The sequence below is a fragment of the Mesorhizobium sp. B2-1-3A genome, assembly GCF_006442655.1.
Classification (GTDB): domain Bacteria; phylum Pseudomonadota; class Alphaproteobacteria; order Rhizobiales; family Rhizobiaceae; genus Mesorhizobium.
Genome location: NZ_VFWK01000005.1, coordinates 194,933 through 207,261, shown reverse-complemented (window position 1 = coordinate 207,261; position 12,329 = coordinate 194,933). Strand labels below are relative to the sequence as shown.

At 63.9% G+C, this 12,329-nt stretch carries 18 protein-coding genes and 1 tRNA gene; 15 read left to right on the top strand and 4 right to left on the bottom strand.

Going from position 1 to position 12,329, the window contains the following annotated elements; all coding sequences use genetic code 11:
* Window positions 1-40 precede the first annotated feature (40 nt).
* The 6 genes from FJ977_RS21320 (at window position 41) to FJ977_RS21295 (ending at window position 4,112) form a co-directional block, all read left to right on the top strand.
* Window positions 41-433, top strand: coding sequence for a VOC family protein (locus FJ977_RS21320; protein WP_140774174.1), 393 nt, complete (start codon window positions 41-43; stop codon window positions 431-433).
* 43 nt (window positions 434-476) lie between these two features.
* Window positions 477-698 carry a hypothetical protein gene (locus tag FJ977_RS21315; protein ID WP_140774173.1) on the top strand — a complete coding sequence of 74 codons (222 nt, stop codon included), beginning with the start codon at window positions 477-479 and terminating at the stop codon, window positions 696-698.
* Window positions 699-709: 11 nt separating this feature from the next.
* Window positions 710-1,138, top strand: a complete 429-nt coding sequence (locus tag FJ977_RS21310) for a DUF1801 domain-containing protein (RefSeq protein WP_140774172.1) — start codon at window positions 710-712, stop codon at window positions 1,136-1,138.
* Between the two features lie 33 nt (window positions 1,139-1,171).
* Window positions 1,172-1,564, top strand: coding sequence for a DUF1801 domain-containing protein (locus FJ977_RS21305; RefSeq protein ID WP_140774171.1), 393 nt, complete (start codon window positions 1,172-1,174; stop codon window positions 1,562-1,564).
* A gap of 198 nt (window positions 1,565-1,762) precedes the next feature.
* Complete coding sequence (locus FJ977_RS21300; RefSeq protein ID WP_140774170.1) at window positions 1,763-2,857, top strand: acyltransferase family protein; 1,095 nt, start codon at window positions 1,763-1,765, stop codon at window positions 2,855-2,857.
* A gap of 193 nt (window positions 2,858-3,050) precedes the next feature.
* The gene (locus FJ977_RS21295; protein WP_140774169.1) at window positions 3,051-4,112 is read left to right on the top strand and encodes a diguanylate cyclase; all 1,062 of its coding nucleotides are present in this window, start codon (window positions 3,051-3,053) and stop codon (window positions 4,110-4,112) included.
* 3 nt (window positions 4,113-4,115) lie between these two features.
* Here FJ977_RS21295 and FJ977_RS21290 read toward each other — a convergent pair whose 3' ends face one another.
* Window positions 4,116-5,015, bottom strand: coding sequence for a LysR family transcriptional regulator (locus FJ977_RS21290; RefSeq protein WP_244735440.1), 900 nt, complete (start codon window positions 5,013-5,015; stop codon window positions 4,116-4,118).
* Window positions 5,016-5,169: 154 nt separating this feature from the next.
* Between FJ977_RS21290 and FJ977_RS21285 the strand changes: the two genes are divergently transcribed.
* The 4 genes from FJ977_RS21285 (at window position 5,170) to FJ977_RS21270 (ending at window position 6,728) form a co-directional block, all read left to right on the top strand.
* The gene (locus FJ977_RS21285; RefSeq protein ID WP_181179996.1) at window positions 5,170-5,937 is read left to right on the top strand and encodes a sulfite exporter TauE/SafE family protein; all 768 of its coding nucleotides are present in this window, start codon (window positions 5,170-5,172) and stop codon (window positions 5,935-5,937) included.
* Window positions 5,938-6,058: 121 nt separating this feature from the next.
* Window positions 6,059-6,134 (top strand) — tRNA-Cys (locus FJ977_RS21280).
* 190 nt (window positions 6,135-6,324) lie between these two features.
* Complete coding sequence (locus FJ977_RS21275) at window positions 6,325-6,531, top strand: hypothetical protein (RefSeq protein ID WP_202326564.1); 207 nt, start codon at window positions 6,325-6,327, stop codon at window positions 6,529-6,531.
* Between the two features lie 5 nt (window positions 6,532-6,536).
* On the top strand, window positions 6,537-6,728 hold the full coding sequence (locus tag FJ977_RS21270) for a hypothetical protein (RefSeq protein ID WP_140774165.1): 192 nt from the start codon (window positions 6,537-6,539) through the stop codon (window positions 6,726-6,728).
* Window positions 6,729-6,766: 38 nt separating this feature from the next.
* On the opposite strand, the gene FJ977_RS21265 is transcribed toward FJ977_RS21270, so the two are convergent.
* Complete coding sequence (locus FJ977_RS21265; RefSeq protein ID WP_140774164.1) at window positions 6,767-7,033, bottom strand: DUF1488 domain-containing protein; 267 nt, start codon at window positions 7,031-7,033, stop codon at window positions 6,767-6,769.
* Entirely contained in the window at window positions 7,030-7,278 is a 249-nt protein-coding gene (locus FJ977_RS21260) for a hypothetical protein (protein ID WP_140774163.1), read from the bottom strand. Before FJ977_RS21260 ends, FJ977_RS21265 begins: the two co-directional genes overlap by 4 nt.
* 247 nt (window positions 7,279-7,525) lie before the next feature.
* Here FJ977_RS21260 and FJ977_RS21255 point away from each other — a divergent pair, with 247 nt between their 5' ends.
* The 5 genes from FJ977_RS21255 to FJ977_RS21240 all read left to right on the top strand — a co-directional run bounded on the left by FJ977_RS21255 (window position 7,526) and on the right by FJ977_RS21240 (window position 11,121).
* A complete protein-coding gene (locus FJ977_RS21255) occupies window positions 7,526-7,840 on the top strand; it encodes a co-chaperone GroES (protein ID WP_019859661.1) in 315 nt (104 codons plus the stop codon).
* A gap of 62 nt (window positions 7,841-7,902) precedes the next feature.
* A complete protein-coding gene (gene groL / locus FJ977_RS21250) occupies window positions 7,903-9,531 on the top strand; it encodes a chaperonin GroEL (RefSeq protein ID WP_140774162.1) in 1,629 nt (542 codons plus the stop codon).
* 149 nt (window positions 9,532-9,680) lie between these two features.
* Entirely contained in the window at window positions 9,681-9,839 is a 159-nt protein-coding gene (locus FJ977_RS35900; protein ID WP_181179995.1) for a hypothetical protein, read from the top strand.
* Between the two features lie 288 nt (window positions 9,840-10,127).
* Window positions 10,128-10,442: a GYD domain-containing protein gene (locus FJ977_RS21245; RefSeq protein ID WP_056570949.1), complete on the top strand. Its 315-nt coding sequence runs from the start codon at window positions 10,128-10,130 to the stop codon at window positions 10,440-10,442.
* A gap of 181 nt (window positions 10,443-10,623) precedes the next feature.
* The gene (locus FJ977_RS21240; protein ID WP_140774161.1) at window positions 10,624-11,121 is read left to right on the top strand and encodes a GAF domain-containing protein; all 498 of its coding nucleotides are present in this window, start codon (window positions 10,624-10,626) and stop codon (window positions 11,119-11,121) included.
* On the opposite strand, the gene FJ977_RS21235 is transcribed toward FJ977_RS21240, so the two are convergent.
* Window positions 11,122-12,201, bottom strand: a complete 1,080-nt coding sequence (locus FJ977_RS21235; protein WP_140774160.1) for a YeiH family protein — start codon at window positions 12,199-12,201, stop codon at window positions 11,122-11,124.
* Window positions 12,202-12,329: the final 128 nt, after the last annotated feature.

The window sequence follows — 12,329 nt, the reverse complement described above, 5'->3', positions numbered from 1 at the left end:
CGGGCGGCTTGGCCGCCAGCAAGACCTATGGAGGAAAATGATGAAGATCAAACTGACCAGCATCTATGTGGATGATCAGGAAAAGGCGCTTGCCTTCTACACCGGCGTGCTCGGCCTGACCAAGAAGGCCGATTTCAGCAATGGGCCGTTCCGCTGGCTGACGGTCGCCTCGCCGGATGAGCCCGAGGGCACCGAGCTGCAGCTGGCGCTCAACAACCAGCCGGCGGCCAAGGCCTACCAGCAGGCGATGTTCGAGCAGGGCCAGCCGGCGGTGATGTTCTTCACCGACGACATCAAGGGCGATCATGAGCGCATCACGGCGCGCGGCGGCAATTTCGCCATGGCCCCGACCGAAGTGACCGGCTCGACCATCGCCAAGCTGAACGATGGCTGCGGCAATCTCATCCAGATCACGGAGCTGGCGCGCTGGTAGCAGCGCCCGGCTGGTTTCAAGCGTTTTTCCAAGGGAGGTAAGATTGGACTGGAGCAAGTGGATCAGGCAGGCGCATCGCTGGCTGTCGGTCGTCTTCACGGCAACCGTCGTCGCCAATTTCGTCACCATGGCCTTTGGACAGCCGCCCGCCTGGGTGGTCTATTCGCCTCTGCCGCCGCTCTTCCTTATGCTGTTCAGCGGCCTCTATATGTTCGTGCTGCCCTATGTCGGGAAAGGACGCGGCGTGCAGCGGGTCAACGGATAGGAGGAAAGCGTATGGCCAAGTCGACTCCGGCCAAGGCTGAGCCGAAGCTGCTTTCCGGCGGCAATCCGCAGATCGCCAAGGGCTATGGCGATGCCCCGGTGCAGGCCTATATCGCGGCGATGCCGGGCTGGAAGCGCGCGATGGGCGGGCGGCTCGATGCGCTCATCGAGCGGGCCGTGCCCGGCGTGCACAAGGCGGTGAAATGGAATTCGCCGCTTTATGGTGTCGAAGGCCAGGGCTGGTTCCTCGGCCTTCACTGCTTCACCAGATATATCAAGGTGGCTTTCTTTCGCGGCATGTCGCTGGATCCGGTGCCGCCAGGCGAATCCAAGAGCCAGGACACGCGCTACCTCAACATCCACGAGGACGATCCGTTCGACGAGGCGCAATTCAGCGCCTGGGTGAAGCAGGCCAGCCAATTGCCTGGCGAGCGCATGTGAGCGCGCTATTGTTCATTTTTTGAGGAGAACGACATGACCGGATCGCAGGAGAGCAAATCCCCCTCCGAACTGATCGACGGCAGGATCAGGGAACTCGGCGACTGGCGCGGCGAGATGCTCGGCCGGCTGCGCGCGCTCATCCATCAAGCCGATCCCGATGTGGTCGAGACATGGAAGTGGCGCGGGGTTCCGGTGTGGGAGCATGACGGCATGATCTGTACCGGCGAGACCTACAAGAGCGTCGTCAAGCTGACCTTCGCCAAGGGCGCGGCGCTGCCTGATCCCGCAGGGCTGTTCAACTCCAGCCTTGAAGGGAATACGCGGCGGGCTATTGATTTTCAGAAGGGTGAGGAGGTCAACGAAGAAGCCTTCAAGGCGCTGGTGCGGGCTGCCGTGGCGCTGAACAAATCGAAGGGGCGGAAGTAACTGCGTCATGGCCCATTGCGCATAACCGTCGCCGACGCCAGAAGATTGGCAATGACTTTGACGCTGCAAGGCAGCAAGCAAGAGTGGCTCGCCGTCTGCCCCACAAAACCAGCCGCGTTTACGATCTGGGAAGCTTGATGGTGCTAGACATCTCGGAATGATGGCTGGCCACCTTGGCCGGCCCCGGATGGATTTGCCATGAACAGCCCGATGCGCATGCCGTGGGTGGACACGGCCAAAGGCCTCTCGATCATCCTCGTGGTCATGATGTATTCCGCCTACAACACCGGCGAGTACACGGGCGGTGTGGGCTTCCTGCACTATGTCATCGGCTTCGCGACGCCGTTCCGCATGCCGGAATTCTTCCTGATCTCCGGACTGTTCCTGTCGCAGGTGATCGACCGGCCGTGGCGGCGCTATGTCGACCGGCGCGTCGTCCACTATCTCTATTTCTACGTGCTGTGGGCGATCATCTCGATCGGACTGAAGATCGGCATATTCAGCCGGGATCCGGGCGGCATGCTGCACGACCTCGCAATGGCCGTCGTCCAGCCCTATGGCGTGCTGTGGTTCATCTACATGCTGGCGGTGTTCGGCCTGGTCGCGAAGCTTTTGCGGCAGTTTCGCGTGCCGGCCTGGATCGTCATCCCGGTCGCTGCCGGCCTGCAGATGTGGGCGCCGCATCCAGACAGCTACGCGCTTGAACAGTTCGCGGCCTATTTCGTGTTCTTCTATCTTGGCTTCCTCTTGGCGCCGCTGGTGTTCCGGCTCGTCGAATGGACGCAACCCCGCCCCATGCTGGCCGTCGCGGGCCTGCTCTTGTGGGCTGTCGTCAACGGCCTGCTCGTCTATTCGCCGGGTTATGCCATGCAGCCGGTCGGCATGCAGATGGGCCTGGCGGCATGGCCGCCGCTGCATCTCACTCTGGCCGTCGCCGGCGCCGTGGCGCTTTGCGTGCTTGGCGGTTTCCTGTCGACATTCCCTGTCATGGAGTGGCTGCGCTGGCTCGGCGAACATTCGCTGGTCGTCTATGTCGCCTTCACCATCCCGATGTCACTCTTCCGCGGTGCGGCACTCGCAAGCGGCCTGCTGACCGACACCGGCATGCTCAGCCTGGCGGTGCTGCTGGTCTCGATCATCAGTCCGGTGGTGCTCTACCTCATCATCCAGCGTGTCGGCTTCGGCATGTTCCTGTTCGAGCGGCCGGCCTGGGCGCATGTCGACAACAGCGCGCCACAAGCGGCATCGAAGGCGGCGCTGCCCGCTACTGCCGCCCAATCAAGCCGCACATAGTCGAGCAGCGGGAGGCCAGCCTCAGCCGTCCCGCAGCCACACCAGCATCTCACTGGGCCACGGGCGGTCCGCAGCCAGTGGCCCGCTGCGACCTTGTTCCCATAGGCTCCCCGCAGTTTCCGGCTAAGCTAGCGGCCGTCAGCGAAGTTTTAAGGGCTGTGCGCCATGGTGGTCGCCCGCCAGGAGTTTCTCCATGCCCGATACATCATACACCCCGAAAGGCCCGGCCTCGCAGCCCGGCAAGCGGGTGGGGCAGGGCAGCGCAGACGAACAGCGCCGCGATGCCACAACCATCGCCAGGCTCAAGGAGGAACTCGCCGCGCAGGCCGCGCTGATCGCCACGCAGCAGGTTTCGCTGGCCCACAGCCGCAAGATCTTCGACCGGGCGTCGGTCGCGGCGCGCATCGGCGTTTGGGAATGCAGCCTGCCCGGCGAACGGCTGACCTGGACAGATGTGATCTATGATCTGTTCGATCTGCCGCGCGGCGCCGCGCTCGATCGAAGCGAAATCATCAAGTGCTATCCGCCGGAGTCGCGCAAGGCGCTGGACAGTTTGCGCAGCCAGGCCATTGCCGAACGCAGCGGTTTTACCCTCGACGCCGAGATCACCACTTTCGCGGGACATAGCCGCTGGATCCGTATCACCGCGAGCGTCGAGTGCGAAGCCGGTGTGCCGGTGCGCATCTTCGGCATGAAGCAGGACATCACCGAGGAAAAGATCCTGTCGGACCGGATGCGCTATCTCGCCGAATTCGACGCCATGACCGGGCTTGCCAACCGCGCCCGGTTCCAGGCGCGGCTGGCGCATGCCGACGAAGCACGTCCGCTCGGCGCGCTGCTTTTGATCGACCTCGACGGCTTCAAGGCGGTCAACGACACGTTCGGCCACGTCATCGGCGACGAGTGCCTGAAGGCGGCGGCCGAGCGTCTCGCCGGCGGGTGCGGCGAGGCGGACCTGGTGGCGCGTGTCGGCGGCGACGAATTCGCGGTGCTGCTCGGGTCGCATCTCGACCGCGGCGCGGTCTCGGGCGTGGCGCGCGACATCATCGAGGCGATGAGCAGGCCGGTCGCGATCCGCGGCCAGTCGCTGAGGCTCGGCGCCTCGGTCGGCGTCGCGTTTGCCGGGACAGGCTTGCCTTGCGACCTGTTCGCGCAGGCCGACACCGCGCTCTATGCCGCCAAGGCAGCGGGCCGCAACACGTTCCGCATCTTCAAGGCGGTGACCGGCGCGAAAGGCCGCAGTGCCGCTGCGTAACCACTAGGCCTTCCTGGTATCGAGGCGCTGGATCGTTGCTTCGATCCATGCGGTGACCGCTGCGATGCGGGCGAGGTGGCGCAGATCGGGATGGGTCAGCAGCCACAATTCGCGCGCCGGGAATGGGTGGCCGTCCTGCGGCATGCGCGTAAGCCCGGCGATGTGATCGGCGGCAATGCAGGGCAGCAGCGAGCGGCCAAGGCCGGCGAGGATCGCCTGCACCAGCGGTTCGGCATCGTTGACGAAAAGCGGGGCATAGCCATCCTTGCGGGCGACGCCGGCGATCCAGCGCGCCTGCGGCAGATATGCCATGCCGTCCTCGTAGGTCAGCCAGGGCAGGTCGGTGTTCTGTCCGAGCAAATCGGGCGCCGAACGATTGCTCGCCGCGTAGGCGGCATAGGCGAGCGTGCCGATGCGCCTGGCGATGATCCGGCCGCCGGTCTCCGACCCCGGCCGGGCAAGCCGCAGCGCAATGTCCGCCTCGCGACGGGTCAGGCTGACGTCGTGCGGGTCGGCGACCAGTTCCAGCCGCAATCCCGGATGGCGGGCGACAAGGTCGGGAACAGCTGGGATCAGCACCCGGTTGATCAGGATCGGCACGGCGGTGACCCGCACCGTGCCGCTGATCTCGCTGTCGGCGCCCTTGACCGCCAGCGTCAGCCCGCCGATCTCGGCCTCGATGGCTTCGGCCCGGCCGGCCGCGACCTCGCCGGCCTGCGTCGGCCGCATTTCGCCTTCCGCGCCGCGTTCGAACAGGCGCGCGCCGAGCGCCCGCTCTATCGCCCGCAGGCGCCGCGCCACCGTCGTCGGATCCAGCCCGAGCCGGCGACCGGCAGCGGCGAAGGACCCTTCACGGGTCAGCGCCAGCACGTAGCGCAGGTCATTCCAGTCGATCTCGTGCATTTTTGCAGCTCTATCAGGCAATCTTTCAGCATCAAGCTGCGAGAATGCTGCGTTAAGGTCGCCGTGTCCATCATCGGAGAGACGACGTGATCCTCGCCTACGACTTCCCGCGCACAATGAAGTACAGAGCCTACGGCTCCGATCGGATATGAGCATGGCCGACTTGTCTGTCTCTGGCCACTCAGGCGGCGCGGTGCTGTTCCTGCTGGCGGTGGCTTTCATCGCCGGCCTGGCGCGCGGCTTTTCCGGCTTCGGCGCGGCGCTGATCTTCATGCCGCTGGCAAGCTCGATTATCGGGCCGAAATTGACGGCGCCGCTGCTCTTGATCATCGACGCGGTCGCCGCCCTTGGCCTGCTGCCGCGCGGCTGGCTGCTGGCGGACCGGCCTAGCGTCGGCACGATGACGCTCGGCGCGCTGGTCGGCGTGCCGCTCGGCACCTATGCGCTGGCGCGGATGGACCCGCTGGCGCTGCGCTGGGGCATCGTGGCCCTGGTGGTGCTGCTGCTTGGCCTGCTGATGTCGGGCTGGCGCTATCACGGCCGTCCTGCGACACCGCTGACGGTCGGCGTCGGCGGGCTCGCCGGCTTCTTCTCTGGTGCTGCCCAGGTCGGCGGTCCGCCGGTCGTGGCCTATTGGCTGGGCGGGGGCGGCAATGGCGAGATCGTGCGCGCCAACATCATCTTGTATTTCGCCCTGTCGAGCGCGCTGACCGCGGCCAGCTATCTCGCCGGAGGGCTGATCACGCTGCCGGTCCTTGCCCTGGCGCTGGTCACAGGCCCGTTTTATGGATTTGGCCTCTATCTCGGCTCGCATCTGTTCGGCCGCACGAGCGAGCGCGGCTATCGCTGGGCCTGTTACGGGCTCATCGCCGTGGCCTCGATCGTCAGCCTTCCCGTGCTGGATTCCATCCTCGGCCGGTGAGCGGCCCGGCTCCCGAAAAACGGTTCCATGACGACGCGGGGAGGCATTTTTCAACGTGCCGACAGAACGCGCTCGGCGCTTAACTTTTCCGCAAGCATTTGCCGGTTAGGTCGACCGCGATGGCCTCGTGGCGGAGCGGCGACGCTGGAGACTGCAAATCTCTGAAGCCTCGGTTCGATCCCGAGGCGAGGCCTCCAAAAATCATTTGGAAGAGACCCTGCGCCGGCCCCCTGTCGCGGCCGATTTGCGCGTTCCGGCCATGAAGGCGAGGGGCGAGCTTAAAACCATCTATTTGAATTTGGCATGCAGGGCGCTCGCCAAAAGAGTGCTATGGCAAGGGGGCGGGCATGCTGCTCCGATTTTCCCCCGACATTCGAGGTCATTTTCGTGCGTGAACCGTCGCTGCTGCCCGTCTTTGGAAAACTCGGCACCAAGCCGTCCGTCGCCGTCACGGCGGCGCCGGCCGCTTCGGCGGGCATCGCGTCGCGCCTGCGCGAGGCTGTGGCCACGCATGGCGGCATGGCGCTGAAGCTGTCGGTGATTGCCTGGACGATACTGGTCCTGGGCACGGTGTTTTTCATGATGCAGGGCTGAGCAGCATGGCAAATCGATACGCACTGCGCATGGACTTGCCCCAGAGCTGGGCCATCATCGATGTCTTCACCGGCCAGCCGGTCGAGGTCAGGCAAAGAGTAATGGTCGGCATGAACCCGCGCGACGCCAACGCCATGCTCGATCAGATGAATGTCCGCGACGTCAAGCGCCGGGAGAGGGCGGAGCGCAAGCCCTGACCCCTGGCCGTCCCGCGGCCATCCAGACCATTATAGCTTCAGCTGAAGTCGTCGGCCGTCAGCACATACATGCTCTTGCGGGTGCGGTCGTAAGCCTTCGAAGCAACGTTGCGGATAGCGCTGCTCTCGGTGTCGAATGTCGCGAGGTAGCCTGCCTCGTTGGCGGCGGTCGCCGGCTGGATCCGGGTCATCGCATCGGCGGCGACCGAAAAGGAAATCTGGAACATGCCGTCATGGCCGACGAAACGGATGCGCCTGCCGGCTTCGTCGTAGCTGCGGCTGCGATTGGGGAAGGTCAGGCTCATGTCTTGGCCTCCGTCACCTTCTTGGTCGCCCGCTTCTTTTTCGGCGTCGGGTTCAGGGCCTCGGCGACGCGGTCCGCCTCTTCCTTGGCCAGCCGCAATTCCCGCAGCCTTGCCGTCTTGATCTCCCTTGCCCTTGCCTCGGACATGTATTCGGCGGTTGCCTTGTTGCGCTCGGCCGTCTTCTTCTGCTTGTCGACAAAGCGGGCTTCAGCTTTTTCCATGATCGTCTGATTGCCGTCGGCCATCGCATAAATCTCCTTGGTACCTGGAATCGTGAAAATGAACTTGTCCGATAAATAGGCACTCGACCGGCAAAATTCAATTTTTTGAATTATTTGACCGCTTTCGGATATCACGAAACGGATAGGCGAAATAATACTTTTCAATATTTAATTGGTCCCTCGAATAATTTTTGGCACTCCTATCTATCGAGTGCCAAAGCGCCTATAGCAGAGCAGCGGCCGCCTATGCCGGCCCCAGAAAGAAGTTTTCATGAAGTTTCGGCCACTCCACGACCGCGTCGTCATCCGGCGCGCCGAAGGCGATACCAAATCAAAAGGCGGCATCATCATTCCCGACAATGCCAAGGAAAAGCCGCAGGAAGGCGAAGTCATTGCCGTCGGCCCCGGCGCGCGCGACGAAAACGGCGCGCTTGTTCCGCTCGACGTCAAGGCCGGCGACCTGATCCTGTTCGGCAAATGGTCCGGCACCGAGGTCAAGATCGACGGCGAGGACCTGCTGATCATGAAGGAAGCCGACATCATGGGCGTCATCGAAAAGAGCGTCGAAGCCAAGAAGGCCGCCTGACTGGAGCGCCGCGCGTTCCGCGCGGCGACGAATCCACTCCAAATTCGAACGGGATAAAAAATATGTCTGCCAAGGAAATCAAATTCGCCACCGACGCGCGCGACCGTATGCTGCGCGGCGTCGAGATCCTCACCAATGCGGTGAAGGTCACGCTCGGCCCCAAGGGCCGCAACGTCATCATCGACAAGGCCTATGGCGCGCCGCGCATCACCAAGGACGGCGTCACCGTCGCCAAGGAGATCGAGCTTGCCGACAAGTTCGAGAACATGGGCGCGCAGATGGTGCGCGAAGTGGCCTCGAAGACCAACGACCTCGCCGGCGACGGCACCACCACCGCCACGGTGCTCGCCGCCTCGATCCTGCGCGAGGGCGCCAAGCTGGTTGCCGCCGGCATGAACCCGATGGACCTCAAGCGCGGCATCGACCAGGCGGTTGCCGCCGTCGTCGGGGAAATCAAGGCCAAGGCCAAGAAGGTCAAGTCGTCGGCCGAGATCGCGCAGGTCGGCACCATCGCCGCCAATGGCGACGCTACCGTGGGCGAGATGATCGCCAAGGCGATGGACAAGGTCGGCAATGACGGCGTCATCACCGTCGAGGAAGCCAAGACCGCCGAAACCGAGCTCGACGTCGTCGAGGGCATGCAGTTCGACCGCGGCTATCTCAGCCCGTATTTCGTCACCAATGCCGACAAGATGCGCGCTGAACTGGAAGAGCCCTACATCCTCATCCACGAGAAGAAGCTCGGCAATCTGCAGGCGATGCTGCCGATCCTCGAAGCGGTGGTGCAGAGCGGCAGGCCGCTGCTGATCATTTCGGAAGACGTCGAGGGCGAGGCGCTCGCCACGCTGGTCGTCAACAAGCTGCGCGGCGGCCTCAAGGTCGCTGCGGTCAAGGCGCCGGGCTTCGGCGATCGCCGCAAGGCCATGCTGGAAGACATCGCCGTGCTCACATCGGGCCAGATGATCTCGGAGGATCTCGGCATCAAGCTCGAGAACGTCACCATCGAGATGCTCGGCCGCGCCAAGCGCGTGCTGATCGAGAAGGACACCACCACGATCATCGACGGCGCCGGCAGCAAGGCGACCATCCAGGCGCGTGTCGCCCAGATCAAGGGCCAGATCGAGGAGACCACCTCCGACTACGACAAGGAGAAGCTGCAGGAGCGGCTGGCCAAGCTGTCCGGCGGCGTTGCCGTCATCCGTGTCGGCGGCGTCACCGAGTCGGAAGTCAAGGAGAAGAAGGACCGCATCGACGACGCGCTGAACGCGACGCGCGCCGCGGTCGAGGAAGGCATCGTACCCGGCGGCGGCGTGGCCCTGCTGCGCGCCCGGTCGGCACTTGCCGGCCTCAACGGCGCCAATGCCGATGTCACCGCCGGTATCTCCATCGTGCTGCGCGCGCTGGAAGCGCCGATCCGCCAGATTGCCGAGAATTCCGGCGTCGAAGGCTCCATCGTCGTCGGCAAGCTCTCCGACAGCAAGGACCACAATCAGGGCTTTGACGCCCAGAACGAGACCTATGTCGACATGATCAAGGCCGGCATCGTCGACCCGGCGAAAGTGGTGCGCACCGCGCTGCAGGACGCCGGCTCGATCGCCGCACTTCTGATCACCGCCGAAGCCATGATCACCGACATTCCGGCCAAGGATGCGGCACCAGCGGGTGGCGGCGGCGGCATGGGCGGCTACTAAGGATTCAGCCGGCTGCAAGGGCGGATTCAGGGAAGCCGCCTTTCGACCTGACCTGAATCTCGCCAAGTCGGCTCTTCTCTGAGCCGGGGAAGACTACCGCCGGGGGATTCTCTCCCGGCGCACAGGCCTCTAGCCCAGGAGATCGATCCATGATCGTGTTCGCGCAGAAGCCACAGACGGTCGTCACGACCGAAACCACCGAGGAAAGCGGGTTCGACCGCATCCGCAGGATTGCCGCCGACAAGCACAAGAAATCCGATTCCGACACGGCAACGCCACAAAAGGGCGAACCGAAGCGCCCGATGTGAGCGCTGCGCCACGACGCTGCAGGCCGTTCAATTCAAACACCACATCGCGTGTCAGCGGCGCGAGTTCGATCGTCGCGGGCCGAGCGTGATCCAGCCAGACACCTTCGTGTCGGCAGTATCGGCGTTTCCGGTATTGTCATTATATTAGCCTAAGCGCATATTTATCCGGCAGTGGGCCCTTGGCCGCCAACGCGTCCAAGGGCGCCTGCGATTGTTCCGAAAAATAAATCACTCCGTGACGCTCGAATTGTGGAGCAGCACGAGACATGACATTTGGAGGAAATACCCATGAAAGTGACTATCCTGGCAAACTATGCGCCTCATGCAGCCAAGGGATTGATGCAAGGCTCGGACAGGCAGGCCGCGGTCAAGGCGCTTTTTGAAAGTGTGGGCGGCAAGGTGACCAGCGTGATGTTCACGCGCGGCATCTATGACGTCGTTGTCAATGGCGAGGTGCCGGACCAGTCGGCGGGGATTGGCATGTCCCTTGCGGTGCGGGCGAGCGGCTCGCTGACCGAGATGGTTGTACTGGAAGAACTCGACATGAAGGCAGTGCTCGCGGCCGCCAAAAAGGCTGCCGGCGCTTACAAACCCGCCGGCTGATGGACTTGCCTTCCTGATCAAGGCAGCACGGCTCGATGGACGTGCCGTGCTGCCGAATGCCGGACAGGGCATCTTCTTGCCACTTTCGCGGCGGCAGGAATTCAAGCTAGTATCGTGCGGTGGTCGTTTGGTGCAGAGAGCTTGCGGAAACGGAACCGCGTTCTCAGTTCGGAGACAAGCCATGTTTGCGGCCAAGCCCATCGACACCACGGACAAGGCCGCGTTCTACCGCGACCTCGCCGCTCAACTGAAGGCACTGCTCGAAGGCGAAAACGACTCGATCGCCAATGCCGCCAACACCGCGGCGCTGATCTTCCAGATGGTGCCCGACCTCAACTGGGCCGGCTTCTATTTCCTGGCCTCGGACGAGGAACTGGTGCTGGGACCATTCCAGGGCAAGCCGGCCTGCGTGCGCATCGCGGTCGGCAAGGGCGTGTGCGGAACGGCGGTCGAACTCGGCACCTCCATGCTGATCAAGGACGTGCACGATTTCCCCGGCCACATTGCCTGTGACGCGGATTCACGCTCGGAACTGGTCGTTCTTCTGGAAGACGAAGAAGGTGTCTTCGGCGTGCTCGATCTCGACAGCCCGCTGCCGGAAAGGTTCGATCAGGCCGACCAGGCGGGTATCGAAAAGCTCGCGGCGATCTATGCGGCTGCGAGTTCGTTCGAGGACTGATCAGCCTGCAAACTTCACCAGCATCAGGCTGAATCCGCCGATGAACAGGAAGGCGCAGAAGGCCAGCGCCAGCGGGCGCAGGCCGCGCGAGCGCAGTTGCGAGATGTCGGCCTGCAGGCCCATGGCGGCGAGCCCCATGGTCAGCATGATGGTGGTGGCGAGCGCCACCGACGACTTCACTTCGGCGGGCACGGTGACCAGGCTGTTCAGCGCCACGACGGCGACGAAGGCGGCGACGAACCACGGCATGGGCGGGCGCGCGCCGGCTTGATCGCCTGACTGGTCGCTGCTCGTCTTGCGGCGCGCCATCAGGCCGAGGGCGATGACCATCGGCGCCAGCATGGCGACGCGGGTGAGCTTGGCCACGGTGGCGATCTCGCCGGACTGGGTGCCGTTCTGGAAGCCGGCGCCGATGACCTGCGCCACCTCGTGGATGGACGCGCCGGCCCACAGGCCGAAAGCGTGCTGGTCGAGGCCGAGCAGCGGCGTCAGCAGCGGGAAGCCAAGCATGGCGACGGTGCCGAACAGCGTGATCGAGGCGACGGCGTAGGTCACGTCCTCGTCGCGCGCATCGGTGACGATGTTGGTGGCGACGATGGCCGAGGCGCCGCAGATCGAGGTGCCGGCGGCGATCAGTTGCGCCAGCTTCCGGTCGACGCCGATCAGCCGGCCGAGCGTGATGGTGAAGACGAAGGTGGCGCCAAGCGTGGCCGCCACGATGCCGACGCCGCCGGCGCCGATCGAGACGACCTGGCCGAGCGTCAGCTGGAAGCCGAGCAGCACGATGGCGAAGCGCAGCAGGCGCTTTTGCGAGAAGGCGATGCCGGCCCTGGCGTGGGCAGGCGTGCCGAGCACGTTGGAATAGACCATGCCGGCGACGACGGCCAGGATCATAGGGCTGAACAGGGCAAAGCCGGAGACATTGTGCGCCGAGAAGGCAACCGCCGTGATCATCGCCACCAGCACGATGCCGGGAATGACGCCGTTCCACGTCGAATCGAGGCGCTTGCGGCCGGCGGCCAGCTCGGCCGGTATCAGGCTTTTCGGAATATCGTTCGCGATGCGGGCGGCGGAAGACAATGCAATTCTCCAGGCGAGTATACTGGAGGAATGCCATTTCATAATCGATCTTTCCAACGAATTGTTGTGGTTAGAATGATCGATTTTTACGAACGGTTGGTATCCATGCCGGAACCTCAAGGCACGCT